This window comes from Paraburkholderia dinghuensis (genome assembly GCF_003837865.1).
In the GTDB taxonomy this organism is placed as follows: domain Bacteria; phylum Pseudomonadota; class Gammaproteobacteria; order Burkholderiales; family Burkholderiaceae; genus Paraburkholderia; species Paraburkholderia dinghuensis.
The window spans coordinates 1-23,677 of the sequence record NZ_RQIS01000029.1; the positions used below are offsets into that span (position 1 = coordinate 1).

The following is a 23,677-nucleotide window of genomic DNA, read 5'->3' on the forward strand; positions in this document are numbered from 1 at the left end:
CCGACATGGTTCCGCCGGCGATCTTTCGCCTGTAGAGCTTGAAAGGCGCTATGCGCTGAACGGCTCGTGAGTGTCTATGAAACTCTGGCCGGTCCAAAGTGCCAAATCATGCGCTAAACGGTGCCAAATTGCGCGCGACGCTACAACCTTTTTCCGGTAACACGACGGTAACTGAGGGCAGAAAAAGAAAAAGGACTTACGGCTTGACACCGTAAGTCCTTGATTTCATTGGTCGGAGCGATAGGATTCGAACCTACGACCCTCTGATCCCAAATCAGATGCGCTACCAGGCTGCGCTACGCTCCGACGAATCAATGATTATATCGGTTGACACCCGCTTCCGTCAAATCGGGCCACCGCGCCTTGCTGTGAACAGCCCGCGCGTGCACCATGCGAGGACCCGCCGCCCCCATTGAAGGAGACATAGATGGACCTCATCCTCTGGCGCCACGCCGAAGCCGAAGAGATGGCCGCCAGCGACCTCGCCCGCCAGCTCACCACACGCGGGCGCAAGCAGGCGCAGAACGTCGCGAAGTGGCTGCGTGCGCGCCTGCCCGATGACGCTCTCATTCTCGCAAGCCCGGCCACCCGCACAATCCAGACCGTCGAAACACTCACCGACCAGTACCGCGTCGTGCGCGAACTCGCCCCCAACGCGAGCGTCGACGACGTTCTCAAAGCCGTCGGCTGGCCGGGTGGCGTCGCGCCGACTGTGGTAGTCGTCGGCCACCAGCCCGTGCTCGGCGAAATCGCCGCGCAGCTCCTGTCGAGTGGCCACGATCAGCGCAGTTGGGCGCTGAAGAAAGGCGCGCTCGTATGGATCGCCAGCCGCGATCGCAACGGTAACGGGCAGGCCGTACTCCACGCTGCGATCACACCCGATCTCGCCTGATACCTTCCGCTCCGGCGTCTGCGCAAATCACGCCACCCCAGTGCGCTCATCCGCACAACCTTGTCCTACGTACACCTTACGTCACGTCACCGAATCGTCATTGCGTTGCCATGGTAATGTAACGAGCCGTTACTACATTGGCCGGAAAAGTTTCATTACTATCCGACCAGGACGCACCATGCGAGATCTGCCGACGCACACCCTGCCGCTCGCCTCGAAATCGTTCGAGTCGAACCGGCGTCTACCGCGTGCCGAAGAAACGATCACCGCGCAGCATCGCCTGCAGGTGACCTGGGCGCGCAGCGACGAAGAGCTGCGCGAGGCGCAGCGCCTGCGCCACCGCGTGTTCGCCGAAGAAATGGGCGCGCGTCTCACCGGCCCCGCGGGCCTCGATGTCGATGCGTTCGACGGCTACTGCGATCACTTGCTCGTGCGCGACCTCGATACGCTCAAGGTCGTCGGCACCTATCGCGTGTTGCCGCCGCACGAGGCACTGCGCATCGGCCGCCTCTACGCCGAGAGCGAATTTGACGTTTCGCGCCTCGCGCATCTGCGTCCGAAGATGGTCGAAGTGGGCCGCTCGTGTGTACATCCCGATTTCCGCAGTGGCTCGGTGATCATGTCGCTGTGGGGTGGGCTCGGTTCGTACATGACGTACAACGGCTACGAAACGATGCTCGGCTGCGCGAGCGTGTCCATGGCCGATGGCGGCCACTACGCGGCGAACCTCTATGCATCGCTCGGCGCGAATGCGCTCACGGCGCCCGAATATCGCGCGTTCCCGCACACGCCTCTGCCCGTCGAAGAACTGCGCACCGGCGCTCCCGCCGTGCCGCCGCCGCTCGTCAAGGGCTATCTGCGTCTCGGCGCGAAGATTTGCGGCGCGCCCGCCTGGGATCCCGATTTCAATACCGCCGATTTCCTCACGCTGTTCCGTCTCTCCGAGATCAACGAGCGCTACGCGCGTCACTTCCTCGGCGACGCCGTCGCGCGCTAAGCCCCCGACGAAGCACGCAAAACAAAACGCCCGGCGAACAGCCGGGCGTTTTGTTTTGAGCTACCGTGGCAATTCCACCATCATTCAGTCATCCGAATAAACCACACGATATGGAATGCCGACTTTCCCCCACTCCGCCGCCTCCTGAATGAGGTTGTAGTCGGTGAGCGGATTATTCTGGACCCACGCGTTCGGCAGGCGCACTTCGTAGCCGCTACTCTCGTGCGCGACTGAAATCGCGGGCAGGCCAATGTCGGCGCGGCGGCGGCTAAGCAGTCCTGCTAGGCGCAGGCAGAACAGTAGCGGCCATTCGACGTCGCGCGCCTGCGAGAGCTTCCCGAGTTTGCCGACGTGACCGAGCACGAGCGCGGCGAGCCGCGACTGGTCGGTGCGCGAGAAACCCGGCATGTCGGCGTTGCTCGCGATATAGGCCGAATGCTTGTGATAGGCGCTGTGCGAGATCGAAAGCCCGATCTCGTGCAGCGACGCCGCCCAGCCGAGGAACATGCGGTTTTCCTCGCGGCGTTCTTCGTCGCGCTCTTCCCCGGATGCGCAGAGTTGGTCGTAGAACCCCATGGCCAGCTCGCCGATCCGCCCCGCCTGCGCACGATCGACGCCATAGCGGCGCATGAAGCCCTCGACGGTGACCGTGCGCATGTCCTCGTGCTGCGAACGCCCGAGCAGGTCGTACAGAACGCCGAGGCGCAGCGCGGCGTCGGTGGTGTCGGCGTAGTCGATACCCAGCTCGTCGAACACCGCGATCATGATCGAGAGGCCGCCCGCGAGCACCGGCACACGGTCCGGCTTGAGCGCGACGAGCTTCAGGCGATTCACGTTCTCAGCCTTGATCAGGGCCCGCTTGAGCCGTTCGAGCCCGCCGCGCGTGATGCCGTGCGTGACGCCCGAATCGTTGAACCCGTTCGCCTCGACGAGTTCCGCAAGCGCGCGCGCCGTGCCCGACGAACCGATCACCTGTTCCCAGCCGGTCTTGTGATAGTCGGAGGAAATAATCTGGATTTCGCGCGTGGCCGCGAGTTCCGCCTGGCGCATCGTGTACTCGTCGACGTTGCCTGCGGGAAAAAACTGGCGGCTGTGGCTCACACAGCCGATATACAGGCTTTCCATACGGATCGGCGTGTAATGCGCGCCAATAATGAACTCCGTCGAGCCGCCGCCGATATCGACGACGAGCCGCTTGCCCGCGCTCGCCGGCACCGAGTGGGCGGCGCCCGCGTAAATGAGGCGCGCCTCTTCGCGTCCGGCGATGACTTCGATCGGGAAACCGAGCGCGGCTTCGGCCTCGCCGAGAAATTCACGCGCATTCTTCGCGACGCGCAGTGCGTTCGTCGCGACCGCACGCACGTGATCGGGATGGAAATCGCGAAGGCGTTCGCCGAATCGTCTGAGTGCGTCCCAGCCGCGTACCTGCGAGGCGCGGTCGAGCATTTTGTCTTTTGAAAGGCCCGCGGCAAGGCGTACCGGCTCGCGCAGCGCGTCAACCGGATAGATCTGGCTACCGGCCTCGGTCTCCTCGACCCGGCCGACGATAAGACGAAAGCTGTTCGATCCGAGATCGACGGCGGCAATCAGGTGCGGATTGGTGAGCATCGAGGGAGCAGGCTCCATGCGGGCGAGCGCTGCCATCCGGGCGGCGGCCGCGCTGTTGAAATGTGTCATTTTAAGCGCACCCGCTTTCACGATGTCGCTCCTCACGCGCGTCACCTTGAACCACTGTGCATGATCGCGGCGAGAGTTGTCGTTTTCGTGATAATGGAGCGTAGAATTAATGACACACCGAATGTCACAATAATTTCATCATACTGTGCGAATTTCCGAGCGTCCGTTCGAAACACACCCTGACATTCAGTTTTCATCGCCGATGTCCATCCGCTACCCTTTACTCAATCGCGAGCTGGGCATTCTGGGATTCAACGAGCGCGTGCTCGCGCAGGCGGCTGACCCCGCCGTCCCGCTGCTCGAACGTCTGCGCTTCATTTGCATTACCAGCAGCAATCTCGACGAATTCTTTGAAATCCGCATGGCCGGGCTTCAGGAACAGATGCGTGATAACCCTGGTGCGCTCTCACCCGACGGCATGTCGCTACAGCACGTCTACGACCTCGTGGTCGAGCGCGCGCAGCGCCTCGTGCACCGCCAGTACAGCATGCTGCACGAGACCGTGCTGCCCGCCCTCGAACAGGAAGACATCTTTTTCCACGGTACCGACGACTGGAACGAGGCCCAGACCGCCTGGGCGCGCAAGTACTTCCTCGACGAGCTGCTGCCGGTCCTCACGCCAATCGGACTCGATCCCGCGCACCCGTTCCCGCGCGTGCTCAACAAGAGCCTGAATTTTGTCGTCGAACTCGAGGGCAAGGATGCCTTCGGCCGGCAGGCCGTCATGGGTATCGTCCAGGCCCCGCGTGCGCTGCCGCGACTCGTTCGCATGCCGCAGGAGTTGTCAGGCTTCCAGCATGGCTTCGTGCTGCTGGGGGCGCTGTTGCAGCGCTTTGTCGGCGAGCTGTTTCCAAACCTCGTCGTGCGCAGCTGCAACCAGTTCCGTATCACGCGAAACAGCGAGCTCTTCGTCGACGAGGACGAAATCACGAACCTGCGTGTTGCGCTGCAGGGTGAGTTGCCGGCGCGACACCTCGGCAACGCGGTGCGGCTCGAAGTGTCCGCCGAGACGCCGGCGCATATCGTGAAGCGTCTGCTCGACGAGAGCGCGCTCGGCGATAAGGACTGCTATTACGTCGACGGCCCCGTGAATCTCGTGCGTCTCATGCAGTTGCCCGAGATGGTGGACCGCCCCGAGCTGAAATTCGTGCCGCACGTCCCGGCCATTCCGGCGCGCGTCGCAGCGGGCAGCAATATGTTCGACGTGATCGATCAGGGCGACGTACTGCTGCACCACCCTTACGAGAGCTTCCAGCCTGTGCTGGAACTGCTCCTGCAGGCCGCGAATGATCCGAGCGTCGTCGCAATCAAGCAGACCATCTACCGCACGGGCACCGATTCGCCGCTGATGGACGCGCTCATGCAGGCCGCGCGCAACGGCAAGGAAGTCACCGTGGTGGTGGAACTGCTCGCGCGCTTCGACGAAGAAACGAACATCAACTGGGCCGCGCAGCTCGAAGCGGTGGGCGCGCACGTGGTCTACGGCGTGGTCGGCCACAAGTGCCACGCGAAGATGATGCTGATCGTGCGCCGCGTGCCGATGAACGGTCGCACAGTGCTGCGCCGCTATGTCCACCTCGGCACGGGCAACTATCACCCGCGCACCGCGCGTCTCTATAGCGACTTCGGGTTGATGACGTCCAAGCCGAGGATCTGCGAAGACGTGCATCACGTATTCCAGCAGTTGACCGGTATCGGCGGCGAACTGCAACTGCACGAACTGTGGCAGTCGCCGTTCACGCTGCACCCGAAGGTCATCGAGTCGATCCGGGCCGAAGCCGAAGCTGCGCGCGCCGGCAAGAAGGCGCGCATCGTCGTGAAGATGAACGCTTTGCTCGAACCCACCGTGATCGACGAGCTTTACGAGGCGTCGCAGGCCGGCGTGAAAATTGATCTGATCGTGCGCGGCGTCTGCTCGCTGCAGCCGGGCGTGCCAGGGCTCTCCGAGAACATCACGGTGCGCTCGATCGTCGGCCGCTTCCTCGAGCATCACCGGATCTACTACTTCTATGCGGGCGGCGAGGAAAAAGTCTATCTGTCGAGCGCCGACTGGATGGACCGCAACCTGTTCCGGCGCGTCGAGGTGGCCTTCCCGATCGACGACCGGCGCCTCAAGCGTCGCGTGATCGCCGAAGGCCTCTCGACCTTCCTCGGCGACAATCAGGCGGCGTGGCTCATGCAGAGCGACGGCCACTATCGTCGGCGCCGCGCGGGCAAGGCGGTGCGTAACGCACAGTTGAGCCTGCTGTCGAAGTTCTGTCCGTGAAAGCGCTGCGCCGCTTCGCGCGGCGCTCGAAGCTCGAAGCTCGAAGCTCGAAGCAAACAAAAAGGCCGCGTAGGATTCACGCGGCCTTTTTCTTGCCCTCGCAGGCCGTCGGCGATTACGCCGGCGCCGGCTGCCGGCGCGCCGTTCGCGCGGCCGGGAAACGCACCGTGAACGTGCTGCCCCGCCCTTCCTCGCTCTTCACTTCGAGCACCGCATCGTGGCGCTGCAGCACGTGCTTGACGATCGCGAGGCCGAGGCCGGTGCCACCCGTGTCGCGCGAACGGCTGCGATCCACGCGATAGAAGCGCTCCGTGAGCCGCGGTATATCGACCGCCGGAATGCCGAGCCCGCTGTCCGTCACCGAGAACACCGCGCAATTGTTTTCAGCGCGCCACGACAGATGCACCGTCCCGCCCTCGGGCGTGTAGCGCACTGCATTGGTCGCAAGATTGCCGAGCGCGCTCAACACCTCGGTTTCCGAGCCGGTCACGCTCAGGCTGTCGTCAAAATCCGCCGTGATGTGATGATGTCCGCCGGAGAGACTCTCCGCGTCTTCGCGCACGTGACACAGCACCGCGCGCATATCGACCATCTGGTTGCTCTGGACTCGCGCCTCGCCTTCGAGCTGCGCGAGCACCAGCAGGTCCGTCACGATGTGGCGCATGCGGGCGGCCTGCTGCTCCATCAGTTCGAGGTAGCGTGCGCGCTCGCTTTCGGACAGCGGCAGTTCTCGCATCGTCTCCAGAAAACCCGACAGCACTGTGAGCGGTGTCTTCAGTTCGTGCGAGACGTTCGCGACGAAGTCACGGCGCATGGCGTCGGTTCGCTCGAGTTCGGTGATGTCCTGCGTCAGCACGAGCTTGCGGTTGTCGCCGTACGGAAACACCTGAACCGAAATGACGTTCTGCCGGTTGCTGCCCATGCCACGCATGATCAGCATCTCTTCGTAACGGTTCGAATTCAGGTAGCGCACGAAGTCCGGCTGGCGCACGAGGTGCGTGATGTGCTGGCGCAAATCGCGCTTCGCGTCGAGCCCGAAGTGCTGTTCGGAAATCGCGTTGCACCACTCGATCTGGTCGTGATCGTCGAGCATCGCGACGCCGTTGGGTGACGCCTGGATCGCCTGGATGAAACGCGAATGCTGCTGCTCGACCTGGCGCACCTGGGCGTGCCAGCGCTTCGCAAGCTTATGCAGACGATAGTAGATTTCGCCCCACACGCCGGGAGCGCTCGGTACCTCGCCGTAGACCGGCGCATCGAGCAGATGCCACAGGCGCTGCTTGTGAAACGTACTGAAGAAGAGCTGCACGAGCAGTATGCAGACAGCCACCGCCAGCGCAAACTTCACGCCGAACAGCGCACCGATTGCCGCGCACGCGAGCCCGAGCAGAACAAGCGAAACAATGGAGCGCGCCCAGATGATGTTCATGTTCCTGCTTGTCGAAGATAACCCGTCCGAACCAGGCGCGACATGGACCTGTTAGCGACCCACGGGTGGCCCGGAATCCGCGGGGGCACGCCGCGGCATGCGGCGCGCTTGAGTGCAACGGTGCGTCAGGCGCTCCTGGCGAGACGATAGCCGCTACCGCGCACGGTTTCGATCATAGCATCGCACCCCGCCGGCTTAAGCGCGGCGCGCAGACGCTTGATGTGCACATCCACGGTCCGCTCTTCGACGAACACGTGATCCCCCCAGACCTGATCTAGCAGTTGCGTGCGGCTGTGCACGCGCTCCGGGTGGGTCATGAAGAAGTGCAGCAGGCGGAACTCGGTCGGGCCGAGGTCGAGCTTGATCTCGTTTCCTTCCGCATGCGCGGCCACGCGGTGCGTGGCGGGATCGAGCCTGAGACCGTTGATCGCGACGACGTCCTCGGTGAGCTGCGGCGCACGGCGGCGCAGCACCGCCTTGATGCGCGCCATCAGCTCCTTCGGCGAAAACGGCTTCGTCACGTAATCATCCGCGCCGATTTCGAGGCCGAGCACCTTGTCCTGCTCGTCACCGCGGGCGGTCAGCATGATGATCGGAATATGCTTCGTGCGCTCGTTGTTGCGCAGATCGCGCGCGAACGAGACACCCGACTTGCCCGGCAGCATCCAGTCGAGCAGGATGAGATCGGGCAGCACATCGCTGATGAGATTCTGCGCCTGCTCCGCGTTGTACGCGCGGATCGGACAATGGCCGGCGTGCTGCAGATTCACCGAAATCAGCTCGGAGATGGCGGGCTCGTCTTCGATGACGAGAATGCTGCTAGGCATCGGCACCTCTTGATCTTATAAGCGGGTAATTAGCTCAGCGCTTCGCGTTCGAGCGCGTCGCGCGACTTGTGGCGTACATCGGTGCCCTTCACGATGTAAATGATGAACTCGGCGATGTTCTTCGCATGGTCGCCGATCCGCTCGATCGCCTTCGCGATGAACAGATAGTCGAGCCCGACCGAAATCGTGCGCGGGTCTTCCATCATGTACGTCACGAGCTTGCGAACGAATGCGCGGAATTCTTCATCGATCGCCTTGTCGTCGCGCACGATCTGCGCGGCGGCCACGGTGTCGAGACGCGCGAAGGCATCGAGCGCGCGGCGCAGGATCGAGACGGCCATCTCGCCCGAGACCTTGATCTCGGCGATGTTTACACTGCGCGACGCGCCGTCCTCCATCAGGCGCTTCGTGCGCTTGGCGATTTTTTCGGCTTCGTCGCCGGCGCGCTCGAGGTTCGTAATGGTCTTCGAAATCGCGAGCAGGAGGCGCAGATCGCGCGCGGCCGGCTGGCGACGCGCAATGATGTTGCTGCACTCCTCATCGATCTCGACTTCCATCGTGTTGACGCGGTCTTCGGTGGCGATCACGCGATCGGCGGCAGCGCCGTCGAAATCGTTCAACGCCTGCATCGCCGTGATGATCTGCGATTCGATGACGCCACCCATTTCGAGGACCTTCGACGACACGAGATTCAGATCGGCGTCGAACTGGCTGGACAGATGCTTGTCGGACATGTCGGGCTCCCTGCAACAATCAGCCGAAGCGGCCGGTGATGTAGTCTTCCGTTTCCTTGCGGACCGGCTTGATGAAGATCTTCTCGGTGTCGCCGAATTCGATCAGCTCGCCGAGATACATATACGCAGTGTAGTCCGAGCAACGCGCAGCCTGCTGCATGTTGTGGGTAACGATCACCACCGTGTAGTCGCTCTTGAGTTCCGCGATCAGCTCTTCGATGCGGCCCGTCGAAATCGGGTCGAGCGCCGAGCACGGCTCGTCGAGCAGCAGCACTTCCGGACGGATTGCAATGCCGCGCGCAATGCACAGACGTTGCTGCTGGCCGCCAGAAAGCCCGTAGCCACTCTGGCCGAGCTTGTCCTTCACCTCGTTCCAGAGCGCGGCCTTCGTGAGCGCCCACTCGACGCGGTCGTCCATTTCCGGCCGCGACAGCTTTTCGAACATTTTCACACCGAACGCGATGTTGTCATAAATCGACATCGGGAACGGGGTCGGCTTCTGGAACACCATGCCGATGCGCGCGCGCAAAAGCGAAATGTCGCGCTTCGAGGTCAGCAGGTTTTCGCCGTCCATGACAATCTGGCCTTCGGCGCGCTGCTCCGGATAGAGCGCGTACATCTTGTTGAACGTACGCAGCAGCGTGGACTTGCCACAGCCCGACGGGCCGATGAAGGCCGTCACCTTGCCTTCGGGAATGTGCAGGTTGATGTTCTTCAGGGCGTGGTACTTGCCGTAGAAGAAGTTCAGATCCTTCACTTCAATCTTCGGCGTACCGAGCATTTGCGCGTTAGTACCGAGGGCGGGATCCGCAGGTTGAAAACCCGGGGCAGACGATGCGCGGCCGGCCGAGTTGATTTGACTTTCTGCCATGTTCATCGAATGACTCCGCCCTTACTTATTCGAAAATACCGTGCGCGCGAGGATGTTCAACCCCAGCACGCCCAGCGTGATCAGGAAAACACCGGCCCACGCAAGCGACTGCCACTGCGCAAACGGGCTCATCGCAAACTTGAAGATCGTGACCGGGAGGTTCCCGATCGGTTGATTCATGTCCACCGTGAAAAACTGATTCGAGAGCGCCGTGAAAAGCAGCGGCGCCGTCTCGCCTGCGATACGGGCAATCGCGAGCAGCACACCCGTCACGATGCCCGCCACCGATGCCTTCAGCGTGATCGCCAGGATCATCCTCCATTTCGGTGTGCCGAGCGCAATGGCCGCTTCGCGCAGCGCGTTCGGCACGAGCTTCAGCATGTTCTCGGTCGTACGGATCACGATCGGAATCTGCAGGAGCGCGAGTGCAATTGCGCCCGCCCAGCCGCTGAAGTGCCCCATATGGGCGACGATGAGCGCGTAGACGAACAAGCCCACGACGATCGACGGCGCCGACAGCAGGATGTCGTTGATAAAACGCGTCACGGATGCGAGCCAGGAACGCTGGCCGTATTCCGCGAGATAGATGCCCGCCATGATGCCGATCGGCGTCCCGACGAACGTCGCAACACCGACGAGCATCAGGCTGCCGACGATCGCGTTGGCGAGACCGCCGCCGTCGGTATTGGGCGGCGGCGTCGACTGCGTGAACAGTTCCACCGAGAGACCGCCGAGACCGAGCGAAAGCGTCGTATAGAGAATCCACACGAGCCAGAGGAGACCGAACGCCATCGCGGCGAGCGACAGCGTCAGGGCAATCGCATTGGTCACGCGGCGGCGGTGCTGCAGCCTGCCGCGCATCTTTTCCAGTTCGGGGCCATAAATGGCGCCTGGAATTTTCATCAGCGGCTCGCTCATCGTGCGCCCTCCGATTTTTCGAGGCGCAGGAGGAGCAGCTTCGAGATCGAAAGCACGATGAACGTGATCACGAACAGGATAAGGCCGAGTTCCATCAGTGCGGCGGTGTGCAGGCCCGGGCTTGCTTCGGCGAACTCGTTGGCGAGCGCCGAGGTAATGCTGTTACCGGGCGAGAAGAGCGAAACGTTGTCGAGCAGGTTCGTATTGCCGATCACGAACGTGACGGCCATCGTCTCACCGAGCGCGCGACCGAGGCCGAGCATGATGCCGCCGATCACACCGGTCTTCGTGAACGGCAGAACGATTTTCCACATGACTTCCCACGTCGTGCAGCCGATGCCGTAGGCCGACTCCTTGAGCAGCACGGGCGTGACTTCGAACACGTCGCGCATGACCGACGCAATGTATGGAATGATCATGATCGCGAGAATCACGCCCGCGCAGAGGATGCCGATACCGATCGGCGGCCCCGCCACCAGCGCGCCGATGATCGGCATGCCGCCTAGCACCGCCTGCAGCGGCTTCTGGAACCACTGCGCGAAGATCGGCGCGAACACGAGCAAGCCCCACATGCCGTACACGATCGATGGAATCGCAGCCAGCAATTCGATGGCGATGCCGAGCGGACGACGCAACCACGCCGGCGAAAGCTCGGTGAGAAAGAGCGCAATGCCGAAGCTCACAGGCACAGCGATGATGAGTGCGATGATCGAGGTGGCGACCGTGCCATAGATGGGCACGAGCGCGCCGAACTGATCACTGGGCGGATCCCAGTCGGCAGTCCAGAGGAATGCGAGGCCGAACTTCTGGATCGACGGCATCGATTCGACGATCAGCGACACGATGATGCCGCCGAGCAGCAGCAACGTGACGATGGCGGCAAGGCGCGTGAGGCTGCCGAAAATGACGTCGCCTGCCGGGCTGGGCGCTTTCTGCTGCGCTTCGCTGCCGGGCGGATTCGATACGAGCGGGGCGTCGGACATGGTGACCAGTTTCCAGATGCCGTTCGCCCCAGGGGCGCGCGGCGGTCATGCAGTCTGAGACTGCAAACCGCCCGCCTGCCGGTCTTGCAACCGAACGACGGGCGGCGGATCTCACACTAACTAACGAACGAACGGGCCGTGCGCTGAACGCGCGACGGCCCCGTTTTCCTCGTTTCAGCCTTTCTTATTCTGCGATCGGCTTACCAGCGGCGTCCTTCACCTTCTCTTTCCACTGCGTCTTGATTTCGCTCACGACTGCCGGCGGCAGCGTGATGTAGTCGAGATTGTCAGCTGCAGCGCTGCCATTCTTGAATGCCCAGTCGAAGAACTTCAGCGTTTCCTTGCCCTCGTCCGCCTTGTCCTGCGCGGTGTGCAGCAACACGAAGGTCGCACCGACGACCGGCCATGCCTGCTTGCCCGGCTCGTTCGTCAGGATCTGGTAGAACGACTTCTTCCAGTCTGCGCCGGCAGCGGCGGCCTTGAACGTGTCGGTGTCCGGCTGAACAACAGCGCCCGACTCATTCTTCATGGCAGTGTAGACCATGTGGTTTTGCTTGGCGTATGCCCACTCGACGTAGCCGATCGCGCCCGGCAGACGCTGCACGAAGGCTGCGACACCGTCGTTGCCCTTACCACCCGTGCCGGTCGGCCAGCTCACGGTCGTGCCTTCGCCAACCTTGCTCTTCCACTCGGGGTTGACCTTCGAGAGATAGTTCGTCCAGATGAAGCTGGTGCCGGAACCATCGGCGCGGCGAACCACGGCGATGTCGAGGTCCGGCAGCTTGACCTTCGGGTTCAAGGCGACGATGGCCGGATCATTCCACTTCTTGATCTTGCCGAGATAGATGTCGCCGAGCACTTCGCCCGACAGCACGAGTTCCCCCGCCTTCACGCCCGGCACGTTGATTGCCGGCACCACGCCACCGACCACCGTCGGGAACTGGAAGAGACCTTGCTTTGCCAGTTCGTCGTCCTTCAGCGGAGCATCGGAGCCCGCGAAGTCAACCGTCTTGGCGACGATCTGCTTGATACCGCCCGACGAGCCGATACCTTGATAGTTCACCTTGCCGCCGCCCGACTTTTGATAGGCATCTGCCCATTTCGTGTAGATCGGTGCTGCGAAGGTGCTGCCCGCTCCAGTGATGTCGGCGGCTTGCGCTGCGATCGCGAAGAGCGTGCCAGCAACGCCAGCGAGCACGGTGTGCATCAATTTCATGTGGCCTCCAGGTCCAGGGTGTATGCCGTTTAACGACACCGCGAAGCTTAGGGGCTCTTTGTGACAGTACCGTGACCATTCATGAATCAGCCGTGACAGTGCGATTACAGCTGAAAGGCTGGCGAGAATGAATGAACGATGCGCTTGCTTCATAGCCGTTGCGGCTCGCGTGGCAAGCGTTTGCTAAACGTTCAGGAGGGCGCGACAGGATTCAGACGGCGTGAAAAGCGCGGTCCGGAGGGACCGCGCCTTGACACCTTCGAAAGGATGCGGAAAGGGAACTGAAGAACCCCTCGAAACGCTGGAGCGGTTCAGTTCAACACAGGCAAGACCTGCACGCCAGGGCTCGCCTCTGGGCCGACTCAGGCGATCGATCGTGTGACGGTTTCGGCGATTGCTTCTGCGTGGTGAACGGCATCGCGCTCTTCGCGGGCCTCGACCATCACGCGCAGCACCGGCTCCGTGCCCGAGGCGCGAATCAGCACGCGGCCCTTGCCCTTGAGTTCCGCCTCGGCTTTGGCGATCGCCTGCTGGATGGCCGGTTGGCCCTTCCAGTCGGCACCCCGCGCGATGCGCACGTTGATCAACTTCTGCGGGAACAGCGTCACGCCGTCGAGCAGTTCGGCAAGCGTGAGCCCGCTGCGCTTCATCGCCGCGAGCACGAGCAGCGCCGAGACGATGCCGTCGCCGGTGGTGTGCCGGTCGAGCGAAAGGATGTGTCCGGAGCCCTCGGCGCCGAGCACCCAGCCGTGCTCGCGCAGCTGTTCGAGCACATAACGGTCGCCAACGGCCGCGCGCGTGAACTTCACGCCGAGACGCTCGATGGCCTGCTCGACCGCAAGGTTCGTCATCAGCGTACCGACCGCGCCGTCCACCGTCCCCTCGGTCGCGATACGGTCCTTCACGAGGACGTAAAGCAGTTCATCGCCGTTGAAGAGGCGGCCTTGCGCGTCGACGACCTGCAGGCGGTCGGCGTCGCCGTCGAGCGCGATGCCGAGATCGGCGTGATTCGCCCGCACGGCGCGCACGAGCGCGTCCGGCGCGGTCGCGCCGACGCCGTCGTTGATGTTGAAACCGTTCGGCGAAACGCCGATCGGAACCACATCCGCACCCAGTTCATGAAACACATGCGGCGCGATATCGTAAGCAGCGCCATTGGCGCAATCGACGACGAGCTTCAGCCCGCGCAGATTGTACGGCTGCGGGAACGTGCTCTTGCAGAACTCGATGTAGCGGCCGCGCGCGTCATCGAGACGCCGTGCACGACCGAGTTGCTCGGACGGCGCGCAGTCGAGCGCCAGCTCCAGTTGTTCCTCGATCTGCGTTTCGACCTCGTCGGGCAGCTTGTTGCCGTCGGCTGAAAAAAACTTGATCCCGTTGTCGTAAAACGGGTTGTGCGACGCACTGATCACGACACCCGCGGCAAGCCGCAACGCGCGCGTGAGGTAGGCGATGCCGGGCGTGGTCATCGGGCCCGCCAGCATGACGTCGATACCGGCCGCCGAAAGCCCGGCTTCCAGCGCCGCTTCCAGCATGTAGCCGGAGATGCGCGTGTCCTTACCGATGAGCACCGCGGGGCGCGGGCCCGAAGCCGCTGCGGAGCCCGCAAGGACCTTACCGGCCGCGTAACCGAGGCGCAGCACGAAATCCGGCGTGATCGGCGCCGAGCCAACCTTGCCGCGAACCCCATCCGTTCCGAAATAACGACGACCCATCTTTCGATTCCTTTCCTGGAATATTCTGTTCAGTCTTGCGCTGAAGCCGCCTCACTGCGTGCAGCGTCGCGCACGGCGCCCCATATTTTCAGGGCATCCACGGTCTGTGCAACATCGTGCACGCGAATGATCGCGGCGCCCCGCTCCACGGCGCACACAGCGGCGGCCACGCTCGCGGCGACACGCTCCGGCGCGGGCCGGTTCACGAGCGCACCGAGCATCGACTTGCGTGACATGCCCGCCAGCACCGGATACGGCGCGACGCCTTGCGGTACGTGCGGCGCCGTCTCGGCCAGATGGGCGAGCAGCGCGTAGTTATGCTCGATCACGGCCTTGCCGAAGCCGAAACCGGGATCGACGCTAATACGCGCACGCGCCACGCCTGCAGCTTCGAGCTCCGCGACGCGCGCAGCGAGAAATGCCCGCACCTCGCCCACCACGTCGGTGTAATCCGGTGTGCCTAGCTGCATCGTCTGCGGCTCGCCGAGCATATGCATCACGCACAACCCGCAATGGCTCGAGCGCACAGCGTCGATCGCGCCGGGCATCCGGAAGCCCCAGATGTCGTTGACCATGTCCGCGCCGGCCGCGATCGAATGGCGCATGACCTCCGGTTTGTACGTATCGACCGACAACGGGACGTTCGCCTCGCGCAACTGCTCGATAAGCGGCAGCACGCGCTCCAGTTCTTCGTCGACCGGCACTGGCGGCGCGCCGGGCCGCGTAGACTCGCCGCCGATATCGAGGATGTCCGCGCCGTCGAGCAGCATCTGCTCGGCGCGCCGCAGCGCATCGCCAAAATCGGCATAGCGGCCGCCGTCGGAAAACGAATCGGGCGTGATGTTCAGGATGCCCATGACCAGCGGGCGCTCGAACGTCAGCGTGAAACGACCGCACTGTAGCGGCTGTGAAAGCAGATTACCCTGCGAGATCGAATTGGGCACGTGAAACAAGGTCAGAAGTGTAACGAAAAACCGTCGCCAGAAATGGAGGCGGGCCGATGTGAACTCACACCGGCCCGCAACTTGATTTGATTCAGGACAAAGGCGTTCAGGCCGGCGCAGTCGCGCTGCCAGGTTTCACCTCAGTGCCCGCGCTGCCCCCCGACGATGACGCGTCACCCGCCGGCGGCGTGCTCTTGGGCGTACGAGGCGGACGACCTTCCATGATGTCGTTGATCTGGTCGGCGTCGATCGTTTCCCACTCCATCAGCGCGGCGGTCATCGCCTCGACCTTGTCGCGATTCTCGTCGAGCATGCGCTTCGCGAGGTTGTACTGCTCATCGAGCACGCGGCGGATTTCCGCATCGACCTTCTGCTGCGTCGCTTCCGAAATGGCGCGCGTGAAGCCCTTGCCAAACGGACTGCTGCCATCGTCGTCTTCCACGTAGACCATCGGCCCGAGCGCATCGGTCATGCCGAAGCGTGCCACCATCGCGCGAGCCGTCTGCGTCGCCTTGTTGAAGTCGTCAGATGCCCCAGTACTGATGAGGTTCAGGAACAGTTCTTCTGCAACACGGCCGCCGAACAGGATGGCCAGACGGTCGAGCAGATAATCCTTCGAGTACGTTTCGTTGTCGTGCTCCGGCAACTGCCAGGTCACGCCCAGCGCGCGGCCGCGCGGAATGATCGTAACCTTGTGGACCGGATCGGCCTTCGGCAACAGCTTCGCGATCACGGCGTGGCCCGACTCGTGGTACGCCGTGGCGCGCTTCGCTTCTTCGCGAATGACCGCCGACTTGCGCTCCGGACCCATGAAGATCTTGTCCTTCGCGTCCTCGAAATCCTGCATCTCGACGATGCGCTTGCCGCGACGCGCTGCAAAGAGCGCTGCTTCGTTCACGAGGTTCGCCAGATCGGCGCCCGAGAAGCCAGGCGTGCCACGCGCGATCACCGCTGCGTCGACGTCGTTGGCGATCGGCACCTTGCGCAGGTGCACCTTCATGATCTGCTCGCGGCCGCGGATGTCCGGCAAGCCCACGTAGACCTGGCGGTCGAAACGGCCCGGACGCAGAAGCGCCTTGTCCAGCACGTCCGAACGGTTCGTCGCCGCGATCACGATCACACCCGAGTTCGCCTCGAAGCCGTCCATCTCAACAAGCATCTGATTCAGCGTCTGCTCGCGCTCGTCGTTGCCGCCGCCCATGCCGGCGCCGCGATGGCGGCCGACCGCGTCGATTTCGTCGATGAACACGATGCAAGGCGCATGCTTCTTGGCCTGCTCGAACATATCGCGCACGCGGGCCGCGCCCACGCCGACGAACATTTCAACGAAGTCCGAACCCGAAATGCTGAAGAAAGGCACCTTCGCCTCTCCGGCGATTGCGCGCGCAAGCAGCGTCTTGCCGGTACCCGGAGGGCCGACGAGCAGCACGCCGCGCGGGATGCGCCCACCGAGCTTCTGGAATTTTTGCGGATCGCGCAGGAAGTCGACGAGTTCGGAGACCTCTTCCTTGGCTTCGTCGCAGCCCGCGACGTCGGAGAAGTTGACCGCGTTGTTATTCTCGTCGATCAAGCGGGCGCGCGATTTACCAAAGGAGAACGCCCCGCCTTTGCCGCCCCCCTGCATCTGTCTCATCATGTAGAACCAGAACACGATGATGAGTATCGTCGGCCCGAGGTAGTACAGCGCGGAAACAAGCGCGTTCGGCTCTTCGTCAGCCTTGCCGCTCACCTGAACGCCGTATTTCATCAGGTCGCCGACCATCCAGATGTCGCCGGGCGACACAATCTGGTATTTCTGGCCATCCGCGGGAGTGACCGTGAGGTTCCGCCCCTGCACCACGACGCTCTTGACCTTGCCGTTCCGCGCATCGTCCATGAACTGCGAATACGAGACGCCTTCCTGGACACGGGGCTTGTCGAACTGCTTGAACACCGTAAACAGCACCAGTGCGATAACCAGCCACACTGCTGCCTTCGAAAACATGTTGTTGTTCAAAGCACCACTCCTTCACTCATAGACGGGCGCCTACATTTGCCTTGCGACACCACCAAAGCATTCTAATCCAGTACGCAGGCACCCGCCATAATCAATCTCTACCGCGGGAATAGCCTCGGGGCCTTATCAGAAGGCCCTTCCAGCGGCCTTTCGGCATCCTCTGCCTGCAATTCTTTACCCTGCCCTGCGTACACCGGAACCGATCGCCGCCTCAACGCGGCCGCTTCAGCTGTTTACCCAATATAAACGTTTCGGCCGATTTGTCCCGCGAAGCCTTCGGCTTGCGGGCAGCCACAACTTTGAACTGATGCTTGAATTTCTCGACGATCTGGCTGTAACCACTGCCGTGAAAGCATTTTACTAAAAGGGCGCCATCGGGTTTCAGATGATTCTGCGAGAACTCGAGTGCGAGATCGCACACGTGTTCAATCCGCGCAGCGTCCGCTGACGACACGCCCGACAGATTGGGTGCCATGTCCGAAATTACAAGATCGACCGGACGGCCGCCCACTCGTTCTTCGAGTTGCGCGAGCACGTCGTCCTCGCGGAAGTCGCCCTGGATGAACTGAACGTCGGCGATCGGCTCCATGGGCAGCAGATCGAGGGCGATGATCGTGCCGTCGATGCCACCCTGCCGCTCGGCGTCGCGCTTCGTGCCCTGTGTGAGCTTGTTGCGCACGTACTGGCTCCAGCTGCCCGGCGCCGCACCAAGATCCACGATCACCATGCCAGGGCGGATCAGCTTGTCCTGCTCGTCGATTTCCTTAAGCTTGTACGCAGCGCGGGCGCGATAGCCCTCCCGCTGCGCCATTTTCACGTACGGATCGTTAATATGGTCGTGCAGCCACGACTGGTTGAAGCGATTTTTTGCCATTAAAGGTGAACTCTTGCTGCGTCATTGCGCGCTTTTAGCGGATAATACGCGCTTTATTCGTGCGGCCGTCAGGGCCCGTCCGGCTCATTTACGCCGGCTCGCGCCTCGCGTTTTGCCGTTCCTCACGGTTTTTTCCGTTGTTCCGATGCGCTGTGCGACGGGTGAGCTGTCAAATACGCTCATTCCGGCCCGCTGGGCGCCGTCATTCTAGTCGACTCTTCATACTCCATGCCCGCCCTTACTCTTACTGCCGAACAGCGCTCCGAACTGCGCTCCGCCGCTCATGCGCTCAAGCCGGTTGTGCTCATCGGCGCAGAGGGCTTGACCGACGCCGTCCTCAAGGAAATCAAGGTTCACCTCGGCGCGCACCAGCTCATCAAGGTGCGCGTGTTCGGTGACGAGCGCGAGGAACGGGTCGCCATCTATGAAGAGATCTGCGACCGCCTGAATGCCGCGCCGATTCAGCACATCGGCAAATTGCTCGTGATCTGGAAGCCCGAAGAAGTCGCGCCGAAGACCACGACTGCACGCGCCGGTGCTCGCGGCACGGTCAGGCGTCCGGCAGGCGACGTGCCGAGCGCGGGCGAAGCCGGCAAGCGCGGCGCGGCACCGCGCGTCGTCAAGGTCGTCAAGCCGAGCGAAAACCCGATGCGCCGTCCGAAGCCGCAAGCGCTGGTCGTCAAGGGTAACGAGCGTGTCACGCAAGGCGGCAACATCAAGCGCGCTAAAAAGCGCCAGACGGGCAGCAAGCGCGCTCATCAAGGCTCGAAGTAAGCGCCGCTATGGTGCGCCGCCCGGCCCTGCCCGCGGCGCACATCTCCCGTTTCAACTGGAAAAAAAGCGGATTTGCGGCAGATAGGCCCGCGCTTCAGCGCGGTGCACCCTGCGACGCTACGCCGCGCGCGGCGGCCATGCGGTGGACAGCAACCACACGAGCGCGATGCCCAGCGAACTCCCAATCAGATAAAACACGCTCGACACGCCGTGCAGCATGCCGAAATGACTCGCGTACGGCGAAGCCGCAATGTCCATACCGGCGTTCATCGCCTGCATGCGAAGTGCGTTCATGGACGGCTGCAGGGCGAAATAACCGATCAGCACACACAACACCATTCCCAGCACGAGCCAGCGCAAACGTCGGTACTGTCCGGCGCCACTCCGCGCGAGCACGTTGGACAGCACGAGCATCAACACGCCACACGCGAGGCCGCCCCATCCAACGATGTGGAAGAGCCGCGCGGCAATCGAACCGGCCGTCGTGCGCTCAAGCGAGGCAAACAGCACCGGCGCGACCACATAGCCGACCGTCAGCTGGCTACCCACCCACAGCATGGCCAGCAGGCTGAAAAGTCTGTGCGCAAGCGGGGAGACTGGATTCACTTCGACGGACCCGTTAAACGTACCGAACGTCAATAACCTCGTACTCGCGCACGCCGCTCGGTGCCTGCACCGCGGCGACGTCGCCCTCCGACTTGCCGATCAGCGCGCGCGCAATCGGCGAGCTGACGGAAATCAGACCGTGTTCGAGATCGGCCTCGTCGTCGCCGACGATCTGATAAGTGACCGTCTTGCCCGATTCGAGGTCTTCGAGGTCGACTGTCGTGCCAAACACGATGCGGCCGTCCGCTTCCAGCGTGGCGGGGTCGATAACCTGCGCCGCTGCGAGCTTCGACTCGATTTCTGCGATGCGGCCTTCGATAAAACCCTGCTTTTCCTTCGCGGCGTCGTATTCCGCGTTTTCCGACAGGTCACCCTGCGCACGCGCTTCAGAGATGGAATTGATGACCGCCGGCCGCTCGACGGATTTCAGCCGCTGCAGTTCTTCACGCAATTGATCTGCGCCGCGCCGGGTCAGGGGAATCGTGCTCATAGACAACTCAATTAGCCCAAATGGCCATGCAGGCCATAAAAAAAATCACCGCGGTTAAGTGCATCCCGGGAGGGCGCCGGCGCCGATGAAACGCGCCGGACTTCGAACCCTGTGGGACGCCGCTTAACCGCGGCAGCTAGCGGGAATACCCGCCTCGTTAGGGATTAGACAGTTAGTCGAACCCTTAGTTTAGGCGAGCGTGGAGTCCTTGTAAATCATAGACTTCCAGGTTCTTCAGGTAGCGCAGACCCTCGACGGCGGCCCGCGCACCCGACATCGTCGTGTAGTAGGTGACCTTGTTGGCCTGTGCGCTCATGCGGATCGAACGCGAATCGGCGATCGCCGCGCGTGTCTCGTCCACGGTCGTGAAAACGAGCGAAATTTCGCCGTTCTTGATCATGTCGACCACGTGCGGACGGCCGTCCTTCACCTTGTTGACGACCTTCACCGGTACGCCGGCCGCCTCGATCGCGGCGGCCGTGCCGCGCGTCGCGACAAGTCCGTAACCGAGTTCGTGCAGCATGCGTGCGACTTCAACGGCCTTCGGCTTGTCGGCGTCCATCACGGTGATGAACACGGTGCCCGATTCCGGGAGGCGCGAGCCGGCAGCAAGCTGCGACTTGAAGAGCGCTTCGCCGAACGTCTGCCCCACACCCATCACTTCGCCCGTCGAGCGCATTTCGGGTCCGAGCACCGGATCGACGGTCGGGAACTTGATGAACGGGAACACCGCTTCCTTCACGCTGAAGTACGGCGGCTCGACTTCCTTCGTCACGCCCTGCTGCGCCAGCTTCTGCCCGACCATTGCACGCGCCGCGATCTTCGCGAGCGGCAGGCTCGTGGCCTTTGACACGTACGGCACCGTACGCGAAGCGCGCGGATTCACTTCGAGCACGTAGATGACGTCCTTCTTCGAACCGTCATCCTGCGGAACCTGCTGGATCGCGAACTGCACGTTCATCAGTCCAACCACGTTCAGGGCCTTGGCCATGGCGGCGGTCTGAAGCTTGAGTTCGGCGACGGTTTCCTTCGACAGCGAGTACGGAGGCAGTGAGCACGCAGAGTCGCCCGAGTGCACGCCCGCCTGCTCGATGTGTTCCATCACGCCGCCGATGAACACCGCGTCACCGTCGGAAATGCAGTCCACGTCGCATTCGATTGCGTCGTTCAGGAAGCGGTCGAGCAGCACCGGCGAATCGTTGCTGACCTTCACGGCTTCGCGCATGTAGCGTTCGAGGTCACGCGGCTCATGGACGATCTCCATGGCGCGACCGCCCAGCACGTACGACGGACGCACGACGAGCGGGTAACCGATTTCGTCGGCGAGCTTGAGCGCTTCGTCTTCGGCGCGCGCAGTGCGGTTCGGCGGCTGGCGCAGGCCGAGGCCCTGCAGCAGCTTCTGGAAGCGCTCGCGGTCTTCGGCGGCGTCGATCATGTCCGGCGACGTGCCGACGATCGGCACACCGTTCGCTTCGAGATCGAGTGCCAGCTTGAGCGGCGTCTGGCCGCCGTACTGCACGATCACGCCCACCGGCTTTTCGAGGTCGACGATTTCGAGCACGTCTTCGAGCGTGACCGGCTCGAAGTACAGACGATCGGACGTGTCGTAGTCGGTCGAAACGGTCTCGGGGTTGCAGTTGACCATGATCGTTTCGTAGCCGTCTTCGCGCATCGCGAGGGCAGCGTGCACGCAGCAGTAGTCGAACTCGATACCCTGGCCGATCCGGTTCGGGCCGCCGCCGAGCACCATGATCTTTTTGTTGTTCGTCGGGTTCGCCTCGCACTCGTCCTCATAGGTCGAGTACATGTAGGCGGTCTTCGTCGCGAACTCGGCCGCGCAGGTGTCCACGCGCTTGTAGACCGGGCGAACGTTCAGTTCGATACGACGCTTGCGGACATCGGTGGCGTTGCTGCCGAGCAGCTTCGCGAGACGACGATCCGAGAAGCCGCTCTGCTTCAGATAGCGCAGCTCGTCCTTCGACAGGCTCGCGAGCGTGCGGCCCTTCATGGCCGCTTCCTTCTTGATGATCTCTTCGATCTGCGCGAGGAACCACGGGTCGATCGCCGTTTCCTCGAAGATCTCTTCGCGCGTCATGCCGAGGCGGAACGCGTCGCCCACGTACCAGATGCGGTCCGGACCGGCTTCGCCGATCTCGCGGATGATCTCGTCGCGGCTGGTGGTCTTTTCATCGAGACCGTCCACGCCCACTTCGAGACCGCGCAGCGCCTTCTGGAACGACTCCTGGAACGTGCGGCCGATCGCCATGACCTCGCCCACCGACTTCATCTGCGTCGTGAGGCGCGAGTCGGCTTCGCGGAACTTTTCGAACGCGAAACGCGGGATCTTCGTGACTACGTAGTCGATCGTCGGCTCGAACGACGCCGGGGTCTGGCCGCCCGTGATTTCGTTCTTCAGTTCGTCGAGCGTATAGCCGACGGCCAGCTTCGCCGCGACCTTCGCGATCGGGAAGCCAGTGGCCTTCGATGCGAGCGCCGACGAACGCGACACGCGCGGGTTCATCTCGATCACGATCATGCGGCCCGTGCGCGGATCGATCGAGAACTGCACGTTCGAACCGCCGGTGTCGACGCCGATCTCGCGCAGCACGGCGAGCGATGCGTCACGCAGGATCTGGTATTCCTTGTCGGTCAGGGTCTGCGCGGGCGCCACGGTGATCGAGTCGCCGGTGTGGATGCCCATCGGGTCAAGATTTTCGATCGAGCACACGATGATGCAGTTGTCCGCCTTGTCGCGGACCACTTCCATCTCGTACTCCTTCCAGCCGAGCAGCGACTCTTCGATCAGCAATTCGCGCGTGGGCGAGAGGTCGAGACCGCGCTTGCAGATCTCTTCGAATTCCTCACGGTTGTACGCGATGCCGCCGCCCGAACCGCCGAGCGTGAACGACGGACGGATCACGACCGGATAGCCGCCCGTGCCGGTCGCCACCGCGATTTCGGCGTGGACCTTGAGCGCTTCTTCCATCGAGTGCGCGACACCCGACTTCGCCGAGCCCAGGCCGATCTTCGTCATCGCGTCCTTGAACTTCTGGCGGTCTTCAGCCTTGTCGATTGCTTCCGGCGATGCACCGATCAGTTCGACGTTGTACTTCGTCAGCACGCCGTGGTGATGCAGGTCGAGCGCGCAGTTCAACGCGGTCTGGCCGCCCATCGTCGGCAGGATCGCGTCGGGGCGCTCCTTCGCGATGATGCGCTCCACCACTTCCCACGTGATCGGCTCGATGTAGGTGACGTCGGCCGTGTTCGGGTCGGTCATGATCGTCGCCGGATTGCTGTTGACGAGGATGACCTTGTAGCCCTCTTCACGCAGCGCCTTGCACGCCTGCGCGCCCGAATAATCGAACTCGCACGCCTGGCCGATGATGATCGGACCCGCGCCGATGATGAGAATGCTCTTGATGTCTGTCCGCTTGGGCATAACGCTCTCGCTAAATATTCCTGTGTCTT

19 protein-coding genes and 1 tRNA gene are annotated in these 23,677 nt (G+C 62.7%); 4 read left to right on the forward strand and 16 right to left on the reverse strand.

Features of this window, described 5'->3' with window-relative positions:
• Window positions 1-229: 229 nt before the first annotated feature.
• A tRNA-Pro gene (locus tag D1Y85_RS25350) sits at window positions 230-306 on the reverse strand.
• A gap of 121 nt (window positions 307-427) precedes the next feature.
• On the opposite strand from D1Y85_RS25350, the gene sixA reads away from it, so the two are divergent.
• Both sixA and D1Y85_RS25360 read left to right on the forward strand, forming a co-directional pair.
• On the forward strand, window positions 428-892 hold the full coding sequence (sixA, locus tag D1Y85_RS25355; RefSeq protein WP_124153830.1) for a phosphohistidine phosphatase SixA: 465 nt from the start codon (window positions 428-430) through the stop codon (window positions 890-892).
• Between the two features lie 178 nt (window positions 893-1,070).
• Window positions 1,071-1,889, forward strand: a complete 819-nt coding sequence (locus D1Y85_RS25360; protein ID WP_124153831.1) for a GNAT family N-acetyltransferase — start codon at window positions 1,071-1,073, stop codon at window positions 1,887-1,889.
• A gap of 84 nt (window positions 1,890-1,973) precedes the next feature.
• Here the strand turns inward: D1Y85_RS25360 and ppx are convergent, their stop codons facing one another.
• A complete protein-coding gene (ppx, locus tag D1Y85_RS25365; protein WP_185219127.1) occupies window positions 1,974-3,566 on the reverse strand; it encodes an exopolyphosphatase in 1,593 nt (530 codons plus the stop codon).
• A gap of 202 nt (window positions 3,567-3,768) precedes the next feature.
• Here ppx and ppk1 point away from each other — a divergent pair, with 202 nt between their 5' ends.
• A complete protein-coding gene (ppk1, locus tag D1Y85_RS25370; RefSeq protein ID WP_124153832.1) occupies window positions 3,769-5,832 on the forward strand; it encodes a polyphosphate kinase 1 in 2,064 nt (687 codons plus the stop codon).
• 115 nt (window positions 5,833-5,947) lie between these two features.
• Here ppk1 and phoR read toward each other — a convergent pair whose 3' ends face one another.
• From phoR to D1Y85_RS25430, 11 genes are all read right to left on the reverse strand, one after another.
• Window positions 5,948-7,261: a phosphate regulon sensor histidine kinase PhoR gene (phoR, locus tag D1Y85_RS25375; RefSeq protein ID WP_124153833.1), complete on the reverse strand. Its 1,314-nt coding sequence runs from the start codon at window positions 7,259-7,261 to the stop codon at window positions 5,948-5,950.
• Between the two features lie 125 nt (window positions 7,262-7,386).
• Window positions 7,387-8,088: a phosphate regulon transcriptional regulator PhoB gene (phoB, locus tag D1Y85_RS25380; protein WP_124153834.1), complete on the reverse strand. Its 702-nt coding sequence runs from the start codon at window positions 8,086-8,088 to the stop codon at window positions 7,387-7,389.
• A 29-nt stretch (window positions 8,089-8,117) separates the two neighbouring features.
• Entirely contained in the window at window positions 8,118-8,822 is a 705-nt protein-coding gene (gene phoU, locus D1Y85_RS25385) for a phosphate signaling complex protein PhoU (RefSeq protein WP_124153835.1), read from the reverse strand.
• A 19-nt stretch (window positions 8,823-8,841) separates the two neighbouring features.
• A complete protein-coding gene (pstB, locus tag D1Y85_RS25390) occupies window positions 8,842-9,603 on the reverse strand; it encodes a phosphate ABC transporter ATP-binding protein PstB (protein WP_425466985.1) in 762 nt (253 codons plus the stop codon).
• A gap of 111 nt (window positions 9,604-9,714) precedes the next feature.
• Complete coding sequence (pstA, locus tag D1Y85_RS25395; protein ID WP_124153837.1) at window positions 9,715-10,611, reverse strand: phosphate ABC transporter permease PstA; 897 nt, start codon at window positions 10,609-10,611, stop codon at window positions 9,715-9,717.
• Window positions 10,608-11,594: a phosphate ABC transporter permease PstC gene (gene pstC, locus D1Y85_RS25400; RefSeq protein WP_124153838.1), complete on the reverse strand. Its 987-nt coding sequence runs from the start codon at window positions 11,592-11,594 to the stop codon at window positions 10,608-10,610. The genes pstA and pstC overlap by 4 nt, the downstream gene beginning before the upstream one ends.
• A gap of 184 nt (window positions 11,595-11,778) precedes the next feature.
• A complete protein-coding gene (gene pstS / locus D1Y85_RS25405; RefSeq protein WP_124153839.1) occupies window positions 11,779-12,810 on the reverse strand; it encodes a phosphate ABC transporter substrate-binding protein PstS in 1,032 nt (343 codons plus the stop codon).
• Window positions 12,811-13,172: 362 nt separating this feature from the next.
• The gene (gene glmM / locus D1Y85_RS25415) at window positions 13,173-14,525 is read right to left on the reverse strand and encodes a phosphoglucosamine mutase (protein WP_124153840.1); all 1,353 of its coding nucleotides are present in this window, start codon (window positions 14,523-14,525) and stop codon (window positions 13,173-13,175) included.
• Window positions 14,526-14,554: 29 nt separating this feature from the next.
• Window positions 14,555-15,382, reverse strand: a complete 828-nt coding sequence (gene folP, locus D1Y85_RS25420; protein ID WP_124153866.1) for a dihydropteroate synthase — start codon at window positions 15,380-15,382, stop codon at window positions 14,555-14,557.
• A gap of 193 nt (window positions 15,383-15,575) precedes the next feature.
• Window positions 15,576-17,465, reverse strand: a complete 1,890-nt coding sequence (ftsH, locus tag D1Y85_RS25425; protein WP_124153841.1) for an ATP-dependent zinc metalloprotease FtsH — start codon at window positions 17,463-17,465, stop codon at window positions 15,576-15,578.
• A gap of 211 nt (window positions 17,466-17,676) precedes the next feature.
• The gene (locus D1Y85_RS25430; RefSeq protein ID WP_124153842.1) at window positions 17,677-18,339 is read right to left on the reverse strand and encodes an RlmE family RNA methyltransferase; all 663 of its coding nucleotides are present in this window, start codon (window positions 18,337-18,339) and stop codon (window positions 17,677-17,679) included.
• 228 nt (window positions 18,340-18,567) lie between these two features.
• Between D1Y85_RS25430 and D1Y85_RS25435 the strand changes: the two genes are divergently transcribed.
• The gene (locus D1Y85_RS25435; RefSeq protein WP_124153843.1) at window positions 18,568-19,113 is read left to right on the forward strand and encodes a YhbY family RNA-binding protein; all 546 of its coding nucleotides are present in this window, start codon (window positions 18,568-18,570) and stop codon (window positions 19,111-19,113) included.
• Between the two features lie 117 nt (window positions 19,114-19,230).
• Here the strand turns inward: D1Y85_RS25435 and D1Y85_RS25440 are convergent, their stop codons facing one another.
• The 3 genes from D1Y85_RS25440 to carB all read right to left on the reverse strand — a co-directional run bounded on the left by D1Y85_RS25440 (window position 19,231) and on the right by carB (window position 23,648).
• Window positions 19,231-19,671, reverse strand: coding sequence for a DUF4149 domain-containing protein (locus D1Y85_RS25440; protein ID WP_124153867.1), 441 nt, complete (start codon window positions 19,669-19,671; stop codon window positions 19,231-19,233).
• 61 nt (window positions 19,672-19,732) lie between these two features.
• Window positions 19,733-20,209, reverse strand: coding sequence for a transcription elongation factor GreA (greA, locus tag D1Y85_RS25445; RefSeq protein WP_124153844.1), 477 nt, complete (start codon window positions 20,207-20,209; stop codon window positions 19,733-19,735).
• A gap of 184 nt (window positions 20,210-20,393) precedes the next feature.
• Window positions 20,394-23,648, reverse strand: coding sequence for a carbamoyl-phosphate synthase large subunit (carB, locus tag D1Y85_RS25450; RefSeq protein ID WP_124153845.1), 3,255 nt, complete (start codon window positions 23,646-23,648; stop codon window positions 20,394-20,396).
• Window positions 23,649-23,677: the final 29 nt, after the last annotated feature.